Here is a 19,633-nt window from a genome sequence, read left to right on the forward strand (position 1 = left end):
ACGTCACCTACAGCATCACCACCAATGTCACCAACGACGCCGATGAGCCGCTGTTTGAAATCGACGCCAACTCCGGTGAGATCAGCTTAACGGCAGCCGGGGTCGCTGCGTTTACCAATGATTTTGAACTTGCGGGCAATATTCACAGTCTTGTCGTGACTGCTACGGAAGTTGATGGACTTGGTCCAATTAAATCTACTGACGTTCAAGTCACGCTTGAAGAGCTCAATATTGATGACAATGCTCCGGTGTTTGATGCGAATGATGGTGATCAATATTCATTCTCCTACTATGAAAACAACAACGACGAACATGTTATCGGAACTGTATCTGCAACCGATGCTGATGGCGAAGACGTCACCTACAGCATCACCACCAATGTGACCAATGATGCGAATGAACCATTGTTCGCGATTGACTCTTCAAGTGGATCAATTTCCTTAACGGCTGCTGGTGTGCTTGCGTTTACAAACAACTTCGAGGCTTTGGCCAATGCGCATACATTAGTGGTAACCGCCACAGAAGTGGATGGATTCGGTATTCAGAAGTCGACCAATATTGATGTGGTTCTTACCGAGTTGAATGTCAATGAGTTGCCGGTGGCAGAGGACTTTGAGGTTGATGCCGGAGAGGCCATCGTGATACCGATCGTGTTTGACTCTGATGTTGAGGAGTTTGACCATATTTCAGATGAAGACGACGATTTCAACGATGTACAACTCAACGTCATGCTGACTTCCTTACCAGAATATGGGACGTTGCTGTATACCGATGATTTTGGTGACACTCGCGTCATTACCGAAGCGGATCTGCATGTGATCGGTGCCGAGATTGACTCTAGCAAATTGTTTGATCCTGATAACATCAGCTATGTTCCAGGACCAGGGGAAGCCTTTGAAATAGGTTACTCTGGTGATCCGGACAATATCGTTTTGGATGAAGATGGATTCTACAACTGGGGTGAGTATATCAGCGATACCGAGCGACTCATCACGTTGGAAAACGGCAACACGATTGGCATCAGTATTACTGATAACAATGATAAACCACTCAAACAGTACACTGGCGGCCCTGCTCACGTTGGATGGGGGATTGGCGATACTGATGGCAACGGGCTCAACGCGCAGGAGACGTTAATTGTTGATTTAAGTGATAACCCATTGGATGTGGTGACGTTTGGCCTAGATGGAATGGGGGGCGCATTTAACAGCAACAGTAACGTTTATGTCGAAGTTACCTATACCTTTGCAGATGGCACGACGGCCGTAGAGCACTATCAAAAAGACGAAGGTGATGTTGGAAACGACAAAATTCTCTATGAGTTTAGTTACTCCTCACCAGATAACCCGATTACAAAAATGGAATTGAGCTCTACTGGGGGAAACTGGGAGTTTAGATACTTATCCGGCAACCAAGACATCACGGAAGATGTGTCGTTCGATTACGTTGCTGTCGACTCTGATCTGGCAATAAGCAACGAAGCGACCGTCACCATCGATGTGTCTGATTCTCCGGAATACACGGTGCTATCTGCCGAGTTAGGGGAGGACTTAACCGCGCAGCTAGGCAATCAAATGATGCTTGGTGATGACAATAGCAACGTGTTTACTTGGCTTGATACCACGCTGGACAATGGTACCGATGTGATTGATAACTTCAAATTAGGCAGTGATTTAATCGATTTGCGTGAAATACTGCAAGACGATGACAACGTTGAAGTCGCCGATTTGGTTAATCAAATAGACGTGAGTATCAGTGAAGACGATGTAGTCTTTACCGTGAGTGACGAAGGCCGAGAGCAGACCATCGTTTTGGAGGGGGTCTATGACAGCTTTGCTGATGCGGGCCTTATCGCAAACAATGCGATAACGGATGAGCTGGAAATGCTCACTCAAGTTCTAAAAACTGACGCGGCGTAAGTGCGCTCGAGAGTGTTTTTAGCTAAAGATAGAGAGGCGAGTTAAGACACTCGCCTCTTTTTGATAGATGAATAAATAATTTAACATTCAAAAGTGAAAAATTGTTGCCAGAAGATTTTATTTTATGATACTTTCGCGCGCAATCTCGGACGAGAGTCTAGTAAAGACATTCTGGGGGATACGCGAGGTGTTCATTCGGGCTGAGTGAGCATCGCGTAGGGTAGGTATCGGTAAGTTCTTTTACCGATAGACGGGATACTAATGTCGTGGATGCGGCATGTGAATGGGAAACCCAACATTGAACTCACTTAACAAACACACAATAATCAGCTTCGTTCTCCCTCAATGCCCTGTTCTGCAAGACAGTTGCATTACCGAACCTTGATCTAATTTCTTACATGTAACCCGCGTCTTGTTATGCGGAGTGATTTGTCGTACCCGATTTACTTCATTGGGGCGGCTGACTGTACCTTGCATTCACCCATTGCGTGAAATTGCGAGTGTTCATTTACATTTCATGGGATTAAATCATGAGCACAGCCTTTGAAGTCGATACGCCAGCCCTAGACGCTGGGATCGCAACACCATTTTCTCGTCAGATTCCAACTGTGGAAGGTCTTTATGATTTAACGCCTGATGAGGTGTTACTAGACCAAGAACAACACGAATCTGAAGTTCGTTCATATCCACGTCGTTTACCGATTGCGATTAAACAAGCGTTTGGCTGTTTAGTCGAAGATACGCGTGGTCAAATCTTCCTAGATTGCCTCGCGGGTGCGGGTACATTGGCTCTGGGCTACAACCATCCAGAGATCAACCAAGCGCTAAAAGAACAATTGGATTCTGGTTTGCCATACCAGACTCTCGATATCGCGACCTCAGCGAAAACGCATTTTATTAAGTCTGTTAAAGGCTTCCTTCCTCAAGAGTTGAGCGACAACTGTGTGATCCAGTTCTGTGGTCCTTCTGGCGCGGATGCGGTTGAAGCGGCAATCAAACTGGCAAAGCAGACAACTGGTCGTAACACCATGTTTGCTTTCCGCGGTGCATACCACGGTATGACAAACGGCACCATGGGTATGATGGGTAACTTGGGCACCAAAGCACGTCGCACTGGCTTGATGTCAGACGTCCACTTTATGCCATTCCCTTACGATCTGCGTTGTCCATTTGGTCTAGGTGGCGATGAAGGCGCGAAAGCGGGTATTCGTTATATTGAACGTCTTTTAAACGATGATGAAGCAGGGATCATGAAGCCTGCGGCGATCGTAGTAGAGCCTGTGCAAGGTGAAGGTGGTGTTATTCCAGCACCTGCATTTTGGCTACGTGAGTTGCGTCGTATTTGTGACGAGCACGGCATCCTACTAATTTTTGATGAAATTCAATGTGGTGTAGGTAAATCTGGCTACAACTTCGCATTTGAAGAAGCAGGGATTGTTCCTGATATTTTGTGTTTGTCTAAAGCGATTGGCGGCGGCTTGCCGATGTCGCTACTTGTGATCAACAAACAACACGACACATGGAAGCCTGGTGAACACACCGGTACTTTCCGTGGCAACCAACTTGCAATGGTGTCAGGTGCGAAAGCATTAGAAATCATCCAGCGCGACAACCTTGTTGAGCACGCTAACGTTTCAGGCCAGTACCTTCGTTTTGGTCTTGAGAGCATTCAAAAGCGTGTCAACTGTATTGCAGATGTGCGCGGTAAAGGTTTGATGCTTGGCGTTGAGATTAAACATCCAAGTGGCGAGCTAAACAAGTTTGGCGAGCCTTTGTCTGATGGCCAGCTTACTCTTGCGATTCAACGCGCAGCCCTTGAGCGTGGCTTAATGGTAGAAAAGGGCGGCCGCGACGGTTCGGTGATTCGTTTCCTTCCACCACTGATTATCTCTTTCGAGCAAATCGACTTTGCACTACGTGTACTGGAAGATGCGATCATCGCTGCAGGCGGTAACCATGTTGAAGCGGACCCACAAGAAGAGTGGAAGAAGCACTTCATTCAAACTGGTGAGCTAGGCGGTACTGAGTTTGCCTCAGTAATGAATCACATGACAGCCGCGATGAAGTCCGTGTTCGAGCAGGTGGACGCGCCATACTCAGGTATGGATCCAAAACTGTTGGAAACGGCAATTAACGCAGTCGATCTGGACAACAAAAACGCATCTCTAAAATCTGTAATTGATGAAGCAGCAGAGCTTGTTGCGAAGAATGCGATTTTCACTCAGCACCCAGATTGCATTGCTCACCTGCATACACCGCCTCTTATGCCTGCAGTCGCGGCAGAAACCATGATTGCAGCATTGAACCAATCAATGGATTCATGGGATCAAGCATCGTCTGCGACTTACGTTGAGCAGAAAGTCATAAACTGGTTGTGTGACAAGTACGAACTTGGTGAGAAGTCGGACGGCATCTTCACTAGTGGCGGCACACAAAGCAACCAAATGGGCTTGATGTTGGCTCGTGATTGGATTGCTGACAAGCTAAGCGGTCACTCTATTCAGAAGTTGGGTCTTCCGGATTACGCCGACAAACTGCGTATTGTGTGCTCTAAGAAATCACACTTCACGGTTCAGAAGTCAGCATCTTGGATGGGGCTAGGTGAGAAAGCCGTGATGACCGTTGATGCGAACGCTGACGGCACAATGGACGTAAGCCAATTAGATCAAGTTCTAACTCAGGCAAAAGCAGAAGGTTTGATTCCATTCGCGGTTGTTGGCACTGCGGGTACGACCGATCACGGTGCGATTGACGATCTTGATTTCATTGCTGATATGGCAGCGAAACATGAGATGTGGATGCATGTTGACGGCGCTTATGGTGGTGCTCTGATTCTTAGCAGTCACAAATCTCGCCTGAAAGGTGTAGAGCGTGCACACTCGATCAGCGTCGATTTCCACAAATTGTTCTACCAAACAATCAGTTGTGGCGCTTTGCTGGTGAACGACAAGTCGAACTTTAAGTTCTTGCTTCACCATGCTGACTACCTAAACCGTGAACACGATGAGCTACCAAACTTGGTGGACAAATCCATCGCAACGACGAAGCGATTTGACGCATTGAAAGTCTTTATGACGATGCAAAACGTCGGTCCTAAAGCGCTTGGTGATATGTACGATCACTTGTTGGCACAAACTAAAGACGTTGCTGAGATGGTTCGTGCACATGATCAGTTCGAGCTTCTGGCTGAACCAGCACTTTCAACGGTTCTTTTCCGCGCAACCAATGTGTGTGCCGATCTTGATGAATTGAACAAAGCGTTGCGCCTTGAAGCGTTGACTCGTGGTATTGCAGTTCTGGGTGAAACCATCGTTGATGGTAAGACCGCACTTAAATTTACGATTTTAAACCCTTGTTTGACGACAGCGGATTTTGAATCTTTGCTTTTGAAAATTAACACGCTAGCGGCTGAGCTAGCTTAATAAAGGTAACGGAAAACTATGGCTATTCTACAGATTGGTGCAGGTGGTGTTGGTTGGGTTGTTGCACACAAAGCGGCACAAAACAACGACGTTCTAGGAGATATTACTATTGCGTCTCGCACGGTTGGTAAGTGTGAAAAAATCATCGAATCGATTCAGAAGAAAAATAACCTGAAAGATGCATCTAAGAAACTCGAAGCACGCGCAGTGAATGCTGATGATGTCGATGCACTCGTTGCTCTTATTAACGAAGTGAAGCCAGATCTTGTGATTAACGCAGGTCCTCCTTGGGTTAACATGACCATTATGGAAGCGTGTTACCAAGCGAAAGTTTCATACCTAGATACATCAGTAGCCGTTGATCTCTGTTCTGAAGGGCAGCAAGTGCCAGAGGCTTACGACTGGCAGTGGGGTTACCGTGAGAAGTTCGAAGAAGCGGGCATCACTGGTATTCTAGGTGCTGGTTTCGATCCTGGTGTAGTGTCGGTGTTCGCGGCGTACGCTGTGAAGCATCTGTTTGATGAAATCGATACGATCGACGTTATGGATGTAAACGCAGGCGATCACGGCAAGAAGTTCGCAACCAACTTTGACCCAGAAACGAACATGCTTGAGATCCAGGGCGACTCGTTCTACTGGGAAAACGGTGAGTGGAAGCAAGTGCCTTGTCACTCTCGTATGCTAGAGTTTGATTTCCCGAATTGTGGTTCACACAAAGTGTACTCAATGGCGCACGATGAAGTTCGTTCAATGAAAGAGTTCATCCCAGCTAAACGCATTGAATTCTGGATGGGTTTCGGTGACCGTTACCTAAACTACTTCAATGTAATGCGTGATATCGGCCTATTGAGCCCAGATCCACTCACGCTGCACGATGGCACTGTTGTACAGCCTCTACACGTGTTGAAGGCACTATTACCAGATCCAACATCACTAGCGCCAGGCTACACAGGTCTAACGTGTATCGGTACTTGGGTTCAAGGTAAGAAAGACGGTAAAGAGCGTAGTGTGTTTATCTACAACAACGCAGACCACGAAGTGGCTTACGAAGATGTAGAACACCAAGCGATCTCTTACACGACAGGTGTTCCTGCCATTACTGCTGCACTGCAATTCTTCCGTGGTAAGTGGGCGGATAAAGGCGTGTTCAACATGGAACAGCTAGATCCAGATCCGTTCTTAGAGACAATGCCAAGTATTGGTCTAGATTGGCACGTTCAGGAGTTGGAAGCGGGTCAAGGTCTGCCAGTAATTCACGAGCTTAATAAGTAACGACTGAATTTTCGTTTTGTATCAAAAGGGGACAGCAGTGTTCCCTTTTTCGGTCATAGCATTCGATTAGGTATGCTATTAACCATGTTTATTTTGTAACTCACTTCGTTCAAACAGGACAAAATAAACATAATCAATAGCAACGCCATCTGCTTTGGCTATTTATTCTTAGATTCTGCTTGAGTGCATAAAATGACATTTCAGAAAGAAGAACTTAAAACCCCGTACTTCATGATCAACGAAGATAAGTTGATTGAGAACCTTGAGAAAGCGAAACAGTTGAAAGAGATTTCGGGCGTGAAGCTAGTGTTGGCACTGAAGTGCTTCTCAACATGGGGGGTATTTGACATCATCAAGCCTTACCTAGACGGCACAACTAGCTCTGGCCCGTTTGAAGTGAAACTTGGCTACGAAACGTTTGGTGGTGAGACTCATGCATACAGCGTGGGCTACAGCGAAGATGATGTACGCGAAGTCGCGGATATCTGTGACAAGATGATTTTTAATTCGCAGTCACAGTTAGCGGCTTACCGCCATATCGTTGAAGGCAAAGCGTCAATTGGCCTTCGCCTAAACCCAGGTGTGAGCTACGCAGGTCAAGACTTAGCGAACCCTGCACGTCAGTTTTCTCGTTTGGGTGTACAAGCTGACCACATCAAACCAGAAATTTTCGATGGCATTGATGGTGTGATGTTCCACATGAACTGCGAAAACAAAGACGTGGATGCGTTTATTGGCCTGCTGGATTCCATCTCTGAGCAATTTGGCGAATACCTAAATAAACTCGATTGGGTGAGCATGGGCGGCGGCGTGTTTTTCACATGGCCGGGCTATGACATTGAAAAACTGGGTCTTGCACTTAAAGCCTTCTCTGAAAAGCACGGCGTACAAATGTACTTAGAGCCGGGAGAGGCAATCATCACCAAAACCACGGACCTTGTGGTGACTGTGGTCGACATCGTAGAAAACGTGAAGAAGACTGCGATTGTGGATTCGGCAACGGAAGCGCACCGCTTGGATACCTTGATTTATAACGAGCCAGCGTCAATCTTGGAAGCATCTGAAAACGGTGATCATGAATACGTGATTGGTTCGTGTTCTTGTCTGGCTGGTGACCAGTTCTGTGTTGCGAACTTCGAGCAGCCACTAGAAATTGGTCAGCGCTTACATATTTTGGACAGTGCCGGTTACACCATGGTGAAACTGAACTGGTTCAACGGTCTGCGTATGCCTTCGGTATACTGTGAACGTTCCAACGGTGAGATTCAAAAGCTGAACGAATTTGATTACTCAGACTTTAAACGCTCTCTCTCTCAGTGGAGTGTAGAGTAAGCGTAAATTGATTGGTGAAATGTAAAAAGAGCAGCTTGTCGCTGCTCTTTTTTTGCCTTTCTGAACTACTGATAATCTTTAACCAAACGAATAAGAATTCTATCGTTTTCTCCGTTAATAAATTCTTCTCCATTATTAAAGTCGATCACTAAACCTTTGATATCAGAGTTTATCTCAGTATTAGAAATCCCATTCACAGTTCTCGGAGCATCTGGAGTGTTGGTCCAATAAGGTTCATTTTCCGTTGCAGGGAAAAACGTTGTGTCAATGGCTGGGAACACACACTGGTAATTTACGATTGAGGTGAGCTCTTTGATATTCGGCAAACGAAAACCAGGGATTCCTTCAACAGTCGTAATAGCTGTGTCCTCTGTTGCTTTAAGAGCCGCTTGCCATGTTCCAAAGTGTTCTGCGCCATCGTTGGTACAACTGTTGCTGTCAGCCAAGTAGGTTTGCCCCAACGTACATTTTTGCCAAAGCAAGTTGGTTTTTACATCAAGGATGGTACCGTTTTCAAGGTCGACCAATTGCCCCTCGTCTTGTGACAGTGGCTGGTTGGTGATACAAGTTTGAGCCCAAGCCGAAGTTGTTACGAACGTTAAGCAAGCTATTAGATGTAGTGCTTTCATTATTCTTTACCTCCGCTTACGGCAATAACTGAGTTGTAGGATCCTTTGTTACAGAGTTTCGCTTGACCAGAGATGGTATCAATACACCAAGCAGAACCGTTACGTTCTGCGTTTGTCGCGCTGGTGAAATAGGTCTTTCCATGGATAAATTTTAGGAACGCTCGGTTGTTGTCGTCGTTGTTATCGACATTAAAGCTAACTAATGATTTCATTTCAGCAGGCGTGGGCAAGCGCCAGTCAGTAAACCCACAAATCGAAAATCGATTCATTTGGCTTAAATAACCCGCTGTATCACAACGGCGATCACCACCAGACAATTCATCAATAGCACAGGTTGTGTAAAAAGGTACTTTCTCTGGCATTGTATCGTTCTCTGCACCTAAAGAACCGCCATTGAGCTCATTATTTGGTTCATACCAAGTGTAAAAATAGTCGGTGTGTTGCCAATACTCAGAAGCCATTACGAAAACGTCTGGATAGATGTAATTGTCTGGATCTTTTTTCTGCTTGTCTCGCTCTTCTTTAACTTTGTTCTTTGAAGGTGGCCACTGACCAGGGAAGTTACTATCGAAATCAAAGAATGTTTTGTTTTCAACATATAGACCCGTCGTGTTATCACGGACACAAGCAAAGTTAGACGCATTCAAAGGAAGAGCGTTACCATGGATATCAAACTTAGTGTAACTAAAGCCGTAGCGTCCATCATCGTGCGTCATATCTGGAGCGGTGTCCAAACCAAAATCAGCATCTTGATTTGGATATTCCGCTTGAGGGTTAGCGTTGTTAAAGTTGTTACCGTCGTAACGAGTTACAAAGCCTGTATCGTTAAAGCGTTTGTCACCCGGAATATAAATGGTGAGCGCTTTGTGTTGTTCATCAATTGTGACGTTGTTTGGGTTTGTGAGAGTATAAATTAACTTCTCCGCGCCTTCGCTGATGTCATCTTTTGTCGCGGTGACGCCAAATGTTACGCTTAGTTCGTCTTTTAATATTGTGACGGTTTTCTCTGGGGTGAGTGTGTCGGTGAAGTCGTTTTGATTTACTGTCCCCGATTGTTCCAAAGTCACAGATATAGGCAGGCTCGACGGATGAGTAACACTAATAGAGAAAGTGTCACTTTCACCTTCAAGCAGTGTGCGGTTTAGTTTTTCAAAACTAATATGGGGCTCGCCATCGATGTCAGATAGGGTAACGGTTGATTGACCACGCTCAATTGTGTAGTCAGAGCGAATCGGACCGGAGATGGAATAGGTGAGTGACACATCATTTTCGAAATATTTGTTATTGCTTACGCTAAGTGGCAATTTTACTTGTGTCTCTCCAGCAACAATCGTAAAAGGTTCTGATACTTTCGCTGTGTAGTTTTTGAATTTACCGCTACTTCTCGCATTAATATCCGAAGTGGTGATATATAGCGTAAGGTCGCTTTTTAAAGCTTCCGAGAGTGTCAGTTGAATATATTGTGTTTCACTACCATTAATTGGCTCAACAAAGCTGATTGAGCTAGGGATATTGATTTTACTAACAGTAGGGAGAGGATCAGGATTGGGTGTTGGTCCCGGATTTGGAGAGACTCCACCATTGTCACCACCTAGGCTTCCGCCGCTGCCACCTTTACAACCACCGAGCAGAATTGCAAATAATGCAATAGCTATCGCTTTCTTATTATGCGTAATCTCATGCATGAGAATATAAATTCCTGAATATGTAATACAACTAATCTATCGATTGTATCAGAGATGTGTGCTGTAAAATAAGGGTATTTCTTGGATAGTTAGAGTTAATCACACTTGATTGGTGTTACTTTGTATATATAAATACTTTGATTATAATGCGATGGATTATTTATTATCTGGAATACACAAAATGTATAAAGCCCTTATCATTGCGCTGTCTGCTTCGGTTGCATTTACCGCACAAGCAGAGCAGGAAAAAGAGTATTTAACACAAGATTTCTATGTTGGCGGTAACTTTAGTTCTTACAGTCTTGAAGGTAATAACGGAGCATCGTTTGGTGCTCATGTTGGCGCGAAAAATATTTATAATGAGCGTTTTTTGGTTGGTGGTGAGTTTGTCATTGCAGGTTACGGTAGCAGTGATTTTGAAAAAGAACAAAACGCCTCAGAAAAATACTCTATTGCAGGTAATATCCCACTCGGTGTAAGGATTGATGCTGGCAACGCATTAAATGTAGATATTTACGGTTTGCTTGGTTATAAAGTGCTGTTTCTTGATGGTGCAAGCGACGACTATATTAAAGGTGTATCGTTTGGTGCCGGCGCCGATTTAGATTTCAAACACTGGGCATTGGGTTTGCAATTCTCTCGTACAGAGTATGACTATGAGATTACAGACAACACAGTAATGCTTAAAGGCAGTTACAAGTTCAATCTGTAATTGGTTAAGTCAGTTCTTACGATGAAAGACCGTAAGAACTGACATTTCGCTATGCTTCAACCATTACTCGTGTATCTTCGCTCAGTGATTCCAACTCATTGGCTATATCATCAATACTGATTTCTTGCGGCAATCGAATCGCCATATTGGCGGTAAACAAACTTGAACTTACACCGCCGCCACCGGCAATAAAGACGCGCTGACAGTCCATATCCAAAATATTTACGCCTTGTCCATCCAAAACATGGGTAATCTCATTAACGATGCCTGCACGATCGTTTGAATCGAGTCTTAGCTGATAGATCGTATCGACGTTATGACCCATAGAGTCAGAATCGACAATCTGTACGACAAGATCAGGGTGTTGTTTAAACGCTTCTTGAACAACTAAAGCATTTTCTTCTGGAACGTCGATCTTGATAACAGCAGCCACTTGATCTTCGATAAAGTTAACTTTGCTAATTAGCCATTTCCCACCGTTTTCGTGTGTGACAGCGGCTAACTGCTTAATGGTCGCAGGTGTTGCTTTACCAACGAAGTTGGCGATAAAGGTTGTATTCACAGTGGGCCTCCTAAGAGATTGCAGGAAGGGTTTAATTTGAGTGTAGATGGGGAGGCCATAATAGGTTTGATATGCGTCAAGTTTTCAACCTAATCCATTGTTCAGGTTGTAGTTATTGTATCTTGAGCACAAAAAAAGCGACGCATTGCGTCGCTTTTATAGGAACGTTGTCTCTACTCTAGAAAGTGATTTTCATTTCTACGCCGTAGAATGCTTTGTCATAGCTTGCGCCTGCATCCATCGCAAATTGTGCTGCATCATGATTGCCAAACCATGGCGTACTGCTGTATTGAAACTCTGCACTGCCACCCCAAGCATCACTAACCCAGCCATGAATGTGTCCTACCGGGTTTAGGAAAAAGAGGGTTACACCGCCCATGGTTTCTGAACCCCAAACTTCTCCCCCTGACGCCACGATGTCTTGTTCTGCTTCGAACATCAACTCACCGACAACCGCACCAAAGAAAGGGGTAATGAACAGATCTTGCCAAGATGGAACTTCAGCAAATGCTTCTACGCCATATTCCCAGAAGAAGGCAGACATTGTCGCGGAGTAGAGGAATGATTCAAATTCGTTGAAACCAGCATGACGCGCCGCAGTGTAATAAACACCACCGAAATAAGGGTGCATAATGTAGTTCAAGAAATGTTCGTCGCGATCCCAAACTGGGCCGTCAGTGACGTTATCTTTCCATTTGGTGCCAAGGCCGCTTAAGTTGCGATCTTCCGCATCCCATTTTGTGATGGATTCAGGGAGCAGTGTCATTAAGCCGACCGTTGCCACACTCAAGCCCAAGATTGTATAAGTTTGCCCTTTTAGGTAATCCCAATCCTTCTCGTTTTGTACAGTCAGGTATTTAGGTAGTGGTGGCTCTTCAAGATTCAGCGTGTTCTCTGACAAACTTAAGCTAAACGGGTCTGGGTTGATTGCGTCATTGGAGTATGAATACAAGGTGTAATTTTCCGCTTGATCAACCGTGTAGGAAAACTCAATATGTTGGTTGTAGTTGCTCATATTGGCATGAGCTAGGGTAGAGGTTGACAAGACTAAAGCGGCAATGCTTTTTTTGAACACGGAAAACTCCACTGCGATTTTTTAATGATCAGACTCACAATTATCTAATAAAGTCATGCTAATGGAAACCAGAAATTAGCTTGCAGGAACGATTTGTCAGATTCTCACTCTATAAGTAGCGAAAACGACAATTTTAAGTGCACCAAAAGTAATGCCTACTAGTAAGGACCTTTTTATGTTGAAAATTGCGATGCTGAGCACCGGGGAAGAAGTACTTCACGGAGATATCGTCGACACCAATGCGGCTTGGTTGTCTCAGCGTTTCTTTGAGAAGGGTTACTCCCTCAGCAAGCGTTCCACTGTTGGGGATGAGAGCCAAGCTCTAATCGAAGAGCTTCTAATGCTGAGTTTCAACAGTGATGTGGTCATTGTGAATGGTGGTCTTGGGCCCACAACTGATGACCTCAGTGCTCAGGCGGCAGCACAGGCTGCAGATGTAAACCTTGTTGAGTTCCCAGAGTGGATAGAACGGCTAGAAGCGTTTTTCGCTGCTCGTGGTCTAACCATGCCTGAAAGTAACCGAAAGCAAGCGATGTTACCGCAAGGTTCCTTACTTATTGACAACCCAGTCGGCACTGCGTGTGGTTTCAAACTTAAGATTAACGACTGTGACTTTTATTTTACGCCGGGCGTTCCAAGTGAGTTTAAGATGATGGTAGACACTCAGATTCTACCAGACCTTAAAAAATCACACTCTCAGGTGGTCGGGATGGATTGCAGTAAGCTTCATACCTTTGGTACCTCTGAATCGGCATTGTCCGATGCGTTAGACAAAGTCCAACTGCCGGAAGGGTATATGCTTGGATACCGTTCTTACTTGCCTTACATCGAGGTGAAGCTGTTTGGGCCCAAAGGGGATGTAGATACACGTATCAAGTTGCTACAGCTTATTTTCAAATTGATAGAGCCCAATGTTGTTAGTGTCGATGAGTCGATGCAAGATCACGTTGGTCACTTGATTCTGGATAAGAAACTTTCTATCTCGACAGCAGAGCAATCAACACAAGGTTGCCTGTCACATTGGCTACATTCGAATGAGCGCGCCGCTGACTATTGTGGGCACGGTTGGGTTTTAGGAAAACGTGTTGAAGTGGGGCAAGCGGATCAAGACTCGCTTGCAGCGGCTTTTGCCTTAGCCGGAGCAACTAAAGAGAAGTGCGCTACCGACATTTCGATCGTAACTGGACGTGTCTATGAAAAAAGCTTTTCTGTCGCCATTTCTACCCGTGAAGGTGAATGGGGGCAAACATTGAGCTTCAATCGTCAGTTTTCAGCAGATGATCAAGTGCTACTAATTACCACCGTGGCGGCCGATATGTTAAGGCGTTACCTAGCAGCGAAACCCATGTTTCCCAATTACAGCTCACTGAAACGTGAAAAGGAAATGTATGTTCCTCAGAGTGCGATTCAAACGGGGTAGGACTCGGTCGTCATTGCGTGATTAAATCGGTCCACCATGCTGTTTTAAATGAATGAATATTCTTGTTATTACTCATTTGCTTTCATACTTTTTTGTTATAGCAAAATCGTCTAATTGCTAAGCTAATGATTTCTAATAGGAGCGATTTTTGTCTCTAAATTGCAACGTGCATTTGCAACATTAGATCTTAAACTAAGAGTTCGTCGCAGGAGTCATTCAGGGAGGAAGGCATGTTTCATCAGTCTAAAATACTGGTTTGGTATCAAGTTGCTAGCCAAAAAGTGATTCTGGGTGAGGCAGTTAACTCAGAAAGCTTGGATGCAATTTCAATGTGGTTGACCGCGCCAGAAGAGAAGGAAATCACCTCTACCATGGGGTATCGACTCTCTCTGTTTGATGATGATGGTAGAGAAATCGCGGATAAAGCCGTGTCGATGCTGACAGCAGATGAGTTTTTATCAGGAGCAAATTTACGCGCGTAGATACAAAAAAGCCCGGATGAGATACATCCAGGCTTTCTTTTTATTGAATAGTTATGCGCGTTTTTCTCTTAGCGTGTAATTGACGTCTTGCAGTTCAATATCCGTTTTCGCACGAGATATACAAGGTAAAATTTCATCGCTTTGCACATAAGCCATCGCAAAACCAACGTATTCCACTTCACCTGATACAATTTTGCAGCGGCATGCACCACAATGGCCATCTCGGCAATTGTACTCAGGCTCTAATCCCGCTTGTTCCATTGTTTCCAACAGAGTATTCGAAGGGTTTGATTGAATCGGTGTGAAGCCGTTAATTTTAATTCTTGGCATATTCGTTTTTATAGCTCGAAGTCTTTAAAGTCGTCTGCACGAACGTCGCTGTCGATCTGACCAACAAGGTAAGATGAAATTTCAGCTTCTTGCGGAGCAACCTGAACATTATCCGAAGACAACCAAGCATTGATCCAAGGGATCGGGTTAGAGGTCGCTTCTGGATACGCCGCACTTAAGCCAACCGCTTGCATGCGGATGTTGGTGATGTATTCCACGTACTGGCAAAGAATGTCTTTGTTTAAGCCGATCATCGAGCCATCTTTGAATAGGTATTCTGCCCACTCTTTCTCTTGCTCTGCCGCTTCTTTGAACAGGTCGAAACACTCTTGTTTACACTCTTCGGCAATCTGCATGAAAGAGAAGTCATCCTGACCGTTACGAAGAAGGTTGATCATGTGCTGAGTACCGGTTAGGTGCAGCGCCTCATCACGAGCGATAAGCTTGATGATTTTTGCGTTGCCTTCCATCAGTTCACGCTCTGCAAACGCAAATGAACAAGCAAAGCTGACGTAGAAGCGAATAGCTTCTAGAGCGTTAACAGACATCAGACACAGGTAAAGCTTCTTCTTTAGGTCGTGAAGCTTGATAGTCTTCTCTTCACCTTTGATGACGTGAGTGCCTTCGCCGTAACGGTGATAATCGTTTGTTAGCTCAATTAGGTCATCGTAGTAACCAGAAATATCTTTCGCTCGCTTTAGAATGTGCTCGTTCTCAACGATGTCATCAAATACGATACCTGGATCGTTAACGATGTTACGAATGATATGTGTGTAAGAGCGTGAGTGAATTGTTTCAGAGAAAGACCAAGTCTCAATCCATGTCTCTACTTCTGGCAGAGAAACAAGAGGCAGAAGCGCAACGTTCGGGCTACGACCTTGAATAGAATCAAGCAACGTTTGATATTTTAAGTTGGAGATGAAAATGTGCTTTTCGTGATCAGGCAACTTGTTGTAGTCGATACGGTCGCTTGATACGTCTACTTCCTCTGGACGCCAAAAGAAAGAAAGCTGTTTTTCAATCAGCTTTTCGAAGATCTCAAATTTTTGTTGGTCGTAACGTGCTACGTTGACTGACTGACCTAAGAACATTGGTTCTTTTAGCTGATCGTTTTTGTTTCTGTTAAAAGTACTGTAAGCCATGATGCCTCAATTCCTTTTATGCCCCTCACTGTGGAGGGGCGAATAATGTCTATTGCCTAATAATCCGCTAGGGGATTATGGATTAAATCTTACAACCGCCGCCCGCACAATCATCATCTTGTGGTTGTACGGCGTCTTTCTGGTCATCGCTCGCACCGTCACGAGTATTGTGGTAGTAAAGCGTTTTCACACCGTACTTGTACGCAGTAAGAAGATCTTGGAGAAGTTTCTTCATTGGTACTTTACCGCTCTCGAAACGGGTTGGATCATAGTTTGTGTTCGCCGAGATAGCCTGATCCACAAACTTCTGCATGATGCCCACAAGGTGTAAGTAGCCATCATTCGAGCCGATATTCCAAAGAAGCTCATAGTTTTCCTTGTATTCTGTGAACTCTGGAACAACTTGCTTCAAGATACCATCTTTAGACGCTTTGACTGATACATAGCCACGTGGAGGCTCAATACCGTTGGTTGCGTTCGAAATTTGAGAAGATGTTTCAGACGGCATTAGCGCAGTTAGCGTCGAGTTACGCAGACCGTGTGTCATGATTTCTTCGCGTAGGCCATCCCAGTCGTAATGCAATGGTTCGTCACACACGAGATCGACGTCTTTCTTGTAAGTGTCGATTGGCAGTAGACCTTTCGCGTAGTTCGTCTCGTGGAATGAAGGACATTTACCTTGCTCTTTCGCTAGTGCCACAGACGCTTTGAGCAAGTAGTACTGCATTGCTTCAAATGTACGGTGAGTTAGGCCGTTTGCACTGCCGTCCGAATATTTCACGCCATTTTTCGCTAGGTAGTAAGCGTAGTTGATCACGCCCACACCCAAAGTACGGCGGTTCATCGTTGACTTGTAAGCCGCTGGAAGCGGGTAATCTTGGTAATCAAGCAGCGCATCAAGAGCACGAACAACTAGGTCAGACAGTTCTTCGAAATCATCAAGAGATTTAATCGCGCCAAGGTTGAATGCAGATAGCGTACACAGCGCAATCTCACCTGAATCATCTTCAACGTTGGTTAGCGGCTTAGTTGGCAGCGCGATTTCCAAACACAGGTTAGATTGACGAACAGGTGCAACTTCTGAATCAAACGGGCTGTGGGTGTTACAGTGGTCAACGTTTTGAATATAGATACGACCTGTAGAAGCACGTTCTTGCATCAAGATAGAGAACATCTCGATTGCTTTAACCGTTTCTTTCTTAACTGAAGGATCGTTTTCGTATTTAACGTATAGACGCTCGAACTCATCTTGGTTCTCAAAGAACGCATCATACAGACCTGGTACGTCAGAAGGAGAGAACAACGTGATGTTGCCACCTTCTACCAAGCGTTGATACATCAAGCGGTTCAACTGAACGCCGTAATCCATGTGACGAACACGGTTCTCTTCAACACCACGGTTATTCTTAAGAACCATCAGTGCTTGAGATTCACCATGCCACAGTGGGTAGAATACCGTTGCAGCACCACCACGAACACCACCTTGAGAACAGCATTTCACTGCGGTTTGGAAGTATTTGTAGAAAGGAATACAACCCGTGTGGAATGCTTCACCACCGCGGATCTCTGAACCCAGAGCACGGATACGACCTGCGTTGATACCGATACCGGCACGCTGAGAAACGTAACGAACAATGGAGCTTGCCGTTGCGTTGATAGAATCTAGGCTGTCACCACACTCGATCAGTACACACGAGCTGAACTGGCGAGTAGGAGTACGTACACCTGACATGATCGGTGTAGGTAGAGAAATCTTGAATGTAGAGGTCGCATCGTAAAAACGCTTGATGTAGTCAAGGCGCGTTTCTTTCGGGTATTTCGCGAACAAACAAGCAGCAACAAGAATGTAAAGGAACTGTGCACTCTCGTAGATCTCACCAGATACTCGGTTCTGAACAAAGTACTTACCTTCAAGCTGTTTAACCGCTGCGTAAGAGAAATCTAAATCACGGCGGTGATCGATATACGCGTCAAGCTCATCCAATTCCGCTTTTGTGTAGTCCTCTAGAATATGCTGGTCGTATTTACCCATATCGATCAGCTTCGCAACGTGATCATACAGTGCTGGTGGTTCGTACTGACCATACGCTTTTTTGCGCAGGTGGAATACCGCCAAGCGAGCAGCAAGGTATTGATAATCTGGCGTCTCTTCTGAGATCAGATCAGCTGCGGATTTGATGATGGTTTCATGGATGTCTGAAGTCGTGATGCCATCATAAAATTGAATGTGAGCGCGTAGTTCTACTTGAGATACAGAAACGTTGTCGAGGCCTTCTGCTGCCCAAGCGATTACTCGGTGGATCTTCTCAAGATCAATGCTTTCTTTACGACCGTCGCGTTTGGTAACGGTAAGTTGTTGGTTCATTCTGCTTAATTTCCCTAACAAAACTGATAAAAGCCGTGTTTTTGTGTAATTCTTGTAAAATTCGTACCGGCTTTGTGATCAAAGTCTATCTATATATTGTAGTACAAACACAATATATAGGGGTGCATTGGTGTGCGGGTTACAAGATAGTGCTATCTGAGGTGGTTTTCAAGTTGGAGATCTTGGATGACTTGTGGATAACTAACAAAATTGAAAAAATCAGTAAGTGACTACTAACCGATGAAATAAGAGCGGATAAGATTGTAGAAAATTACCGTTTTGGAATCGGTTTATTCGTAACCACAAACAAAAAAAAATATCTTGATCTTTGCCAATTTTTTCCCGCATTTTTCCGCCTGGTGAAAATGGAATCAACTCGACAAAAATCGTTCAAAAAAGCACTAAAAAAGGCGGTGAGCTTATGCTACCGCCTTAGAAATAACCACTAGATATAGGGTGTTATCTTGGTGTTAAAACTTCTGAGTGTGGACGATGTAATTAACGTCGACCTTACGACCAAGCTTATATGAATCAGTGAGCGGGTTATAGTGTAGCCCTGTAATTCCCGTCTCTGTCAGGTCGGTTTGGTCAACCATTTTAATCAGCTCAGACGGGCGAATGAACTTCTCGTGATCGTGAGTACCTTCAGGGACGATCTTAAGCAGTTTCTCTGCACCGACGATGGCAAACAAGTAAGACTTAATATTGCGATTTAAGGTCGAGAAAAAGACATGGCCACCTGGTTTAACTAGCGCTGCGCAAGAGCGAACAACGGAAAGTGGGTCAGGGACGTGCTCAAGCATCTCCATGCAAGTGACGACATCGTATTTTCCAGCATGGGTTGCGGCATGGTCTTCGATGGTGCTTTGGATGTACTCAAGCTTGGTGCCTGTCTCCAGAGCGTGAAGTCGAGCGACTTCAAGGGGGTCTTTGCCCATGTCTAATCCGGTCACGATCGCGCCTTCTTTCGCCATACTCTCAGCAAGGATGCCACCACCACAGCCAACGTCGAGCACTGTCTTGCCAAAAAGGCCATTGGCGTTATCTAAAACATAGTTCAAGCGTAGCGGGTTGATTTGATGCAGAGGTTTAAACTCGCCCTCCAGATCCCACCAGCGTGAAGCCATATCCTCAAATTTCTTAATTTCGTTTGGGTCGACGTTTTGTGCTTGTGTCATAACTGCTCTGTGTTGTACCGCTTCCTTGAATTAGGCAGGCATTATAGCGCGTTAAAATGAACACTCCATAGGGCACGTCACTTTTATACTGAAGTGGTGAAAATATAA

The 19,633-nt window shown here is 44.9% G+C and carries 15 protein-coding genes; 7 read left to right on the forward strand and 8 right to left on the reverse strand.

The window, feature by feature from the left end:
- The 4 genes from RJ47_RS17975 to nspC all read left to right on the forward strand — a co-directional run.
- On the forward strand, nt 1–1,919 hold a 1,919-nt coding region (locus tag RJ47_RS17975), incomplete at its 5' end, for a cadherin repeat domain-containing protein (RefSeq protein ID WP_197058155.1).
- A gap of 530 nt (nt 1,920–2,449) precedes the next feature.
- Nucleotides 2,450–5,341 (forward strand): pyridoxal phosphate-dependent class III aminotransferase, encoded by a 2,892-nt coding sequence (locus tag RJ47_RS17980; RefSeq protein WP_039485955.1) that lies wholly within the window; start codon nt 2,450–2,452, stop codon nt 5,339–5,341.
- Between the two features lie 18 nt (nt 5,342–5,359).
- The gene (locus tag RJ47_RS17985) at nt 5,360–6,613 is read left to right on the forward strand and encodes a carboxynorspermidine synthase (RefSeq protein ID WP_039485958.1); all 1,254 of its coding nucleotides are present in this window, start codon (nt 5,360–5,362) and stop codon (nt 6,611–6,613) included.
- 192 nt (nt 6,614–6,805) lie between these two features.
- Nucleotides 6,806–7,945: a carboxynorspermidine decarboxylase gene (nspC, locus tag RJ47_RS17990; protein ID WP_039485961.1), complete on the forward strand. Its 1,140-nt coding sequence runs from the start codon at nt 6,806–6,808 to the stop codon at nt 7,943–7,945.
- Nucleotides 7,946–8,010: 65 nt separating this feature from the next.
- Here nspC and RJ47_RS17995 read toward each other — a convergent pair whose 3' ends face one another.
- Together RJ47_RS17995 and RJ47_RS18000 are read right to left on the reverse strand one after the other, a co-directional pair.
- Nucleotides 8,011–8,574, reverse strand: a complete 564-nt coding sequence (locus tag RJ47_RS17995; RefSeq protein ID WP_039477717.1) for a DUF1566 domain-containing protein — start codon at nt 8,572–8,574, stop codon at nt 8,011–8,013.
- Nucleotides 8,574–10,259, reverse strand: coding sequence for a DUF1566 domain-containing protein (locus RJ47_RS18000; RefSeq protein WP_039485964.1), 1,686 nt, complete (start codon nt 10,257–10,259; stop codon nt 8,574–8,576). The genes RJ47_RS17995 and RJ47_RS18000 overlap by 1 nt, the downstream gene beginning before the upstream one ends.
- 151 nt (nt 10,260–10,410) lie before the next feature.
- On the opposite strand from RJ47_RS18000, the gene RJ47_RS18005 reads away from it, so the two are divergent.
- Nucleotides 10,411–10,971 (forward strand): hypothetical protein, encoded by a 561-nt coding sequence (locus RJ47_RS18005; protein WP_156143350.1) that lies wholly within the window; start codon nt 10,411–10,413, stop codon nt 10,969–10,971.
- A 49-nt stretch (nt 10,972–11,020) separates the two neighbouring features.
- On the opposite strand, the gene RJ47_RS18010 is transcribed toward RJ47_RS18005, so the two are convergent.
- Nucleotides 11,021–11,533 (reverse strand): glycine cleavage system protein R, encoded by a 513-nt coding sequence (locus RJ47_RS18010; protein ID WP_005473739.1) that lies wholly within the window; start codon nt 11,531–11,533, stop codon nt 11,021–11,023.
- Nucleotides 11,534–11,711: 178 nt separating this feature from the next.
- Complete coding sequence (locus RJ47_RS18015) at nt 11,712–12,608, reverse strand: DUF3943 domain-containing protein (RefSeq protein ID WP_038212008.1); 897 nt, start codon at nt 12,606–12,608, stop codon at nt 11,712–11,714.
- A gap of 175 nt (nt 12,609–12,783) precedes the next feature.
- Between RJ47_RS18015 and RJ47_RS18020 the strand changes: the two genes are divergently transcribed.
- Entirely contained in the window at nt 12,784–14,028 is a 1,245-nt protein-coding gene (locus tag RJ47_RS18020) for a CinA family nicotinamide mononucleotide deamidase-related protein (protein WP_039485968.1), read from the forward strand.
- Between the two features lie 230 nt (nt 14,029–14,258).
- The gene (locus RJ47_RS18025; protein ID WP_039485971.1) at nt 14,259–14,510 is read left to right on the forward strand and encodes a hypothetical protein; all 252 of its coding nucleotides are present in this window, start codon (nt 14,259–14,261) and stop codon (nt 14,508–14,510) included.
- Nucleotides 14,511–14,561: 51 nt separating this feature from the next.
- Here the strand turns inward: RJ47_RS18025 and yfaE are convergent, their stop codons facing one another.
- The 4 genes from yfaE to ubiG all read right to left on the reverse strand — a co-directional run bounded on the left by yfaE (nt 14,562) and on the right by ubiG (nt 19,525).
- Complete coding sequence (yfaE, locus tag RJ47_RS18030) at nt 14,562–14,840, reverse strand: class I ribonucleotide reductase maintenance protein YfaE (protein WP_005473726.1); 279 nt, start codon at nt 14,838–14,840, stop codon at nt 14,562–14,564.
- An 8-nt stretch (nt 14,841–14,848) separates the two neighbouring features.
- The gene (nrdB, locus tag RJ47_RS18035; RefSeq protein ID WP_038212006.1) at nt 14,849–15,982 is read right to left on the reverse strand and encodes a class Ia ribonucleoside-diphosphate reductase subunit beta; all 1,134 of its coding nucleotides are present in this window, start codon (nt 15,980–15,982) and stop codon (nt 14,849–14,851) included.
- Between the two features lie 82 nt (nt 15,983–16,064).
- On the reverse strand, nt 16,065–18,347 hold the full coding sequence (nrdA, locus tag RJ47_RS18040) for a class 1a ribonucleoside-diphosphate reductase subunit alpha (RefSeq protein ID WP_005473790.1): 2,283 nt from the start codon (nt 18,345–18,347) through the stop codon (nt 16,065–16,067).
- 470 nt (nt 18,348–18,817) lie between these two features.
- Entirely contained in the window at nt 18,818–19,525 is a 708-nt protein-coding gene (gene ubiG / locus RJ47_RS18045; RefSeq protein ID WP_039485974.1) for a bifunctional 2-polyprenyl-6-hydroxyphenol methylase/3-demethylubiquinol 3-O-methyltransferase UbiG, read from the reverse strand.
- Nucleotides 19,526–19,633 lie beyond the last annotated feature (108 nt).

Source organism: Vibrio sinaloensis (assembly GCF_000808535.1).
In the GTDB taxonomy this organism is placed as follows: domain Bacteria; phylum Pseudomonadota; class Gammaproteobacteria; order Enterobacterales; family Vibrionaceae; genus Vibrio; species Vibrio sinaloensis_D.

Bases quoted from the DNA above. Each gene is read 5' to 3' on its own strand.
- RJ47_RS17980 (WP_039485955.1), top strand. From the start codon at position 2,450: ATGAGCACAGCCTTTGAAGTCGATACGCCAGCCCTAGACGCTGGGATC.
- RJ47_RS17985 (WP_039485958.1), top strand. From the start codon at position 5,360: ATGGCTATTCTACAGATTGGTGCAGGTGGTGTTGGTTGGGTTGTTGCA.
- nspC (WP_039485961.1), top strand. From the start codon at position 6,806: ATGACATTTCAGAAAGAAGAACTTAAAACCCCGTACTTCATGATCAAC.
- RJ47_RS17995 (WP_039477717.1), bottom strand. From the start codon at position 8,574: ATGAAAGCACTACATCTAATAGCTTGCTTAACGTTCGTAACAACTTCG.
- RJ47_RS18000 (WP_039485964.1), bottom strand. From the start codon at position 10,259: ATGCATGAGATTACGCATAATAAGAAAGCGATAGCTATTGCATTATTT.
- RJ47_RS18005 (WP_156143350.1), top strand. From the start codon at position 10,411: ATGGATTATTTATTATCTGGAATACACAAAATGTATAAAGCCCTTATC.
- RJ47_RS18020 (WP_039485968.1), top strand. From the start codon at position 12,784: ATGTTGAAAATTGCGATGCTGAGCACCGGGGAAGAAGTACTTCACGGA.
- RJ47_RS18025 (WP_039485971.1), top strand. From the start codon at position 14,259: ATGTTTCATCAGTCTAAAATACTGGTTTGGTATCAAGTTGCTAGCCAA.
- yfaE (WP_005473726.1), bottom strand. From the start codon at position 14,840: ATGCCAAGAATTAAAATTAACGGCTTCACACCGATTCAATCAAACCCT.
- nrdB (WP_038212006.1), bottom strand. From the start codon at position 15,982: ATGGCTTACAGTACTTTTAACAGAAACAAAAACGATCAGCTAAAAGAA.
- nrdA (WP_005473790.1), bottom strand. From the start codon at position 18,347: ATGAACCAACAACTTACCGTTACCAAACGCGACGGTCGTAAAGAAAGC.
- ubiG (WP_039485974.1), bottom strand. From the start codon at position 19,525: ATGACACAAGCACAAAACGTCGACCCAAACGAAATTAAGAAATTTGAG.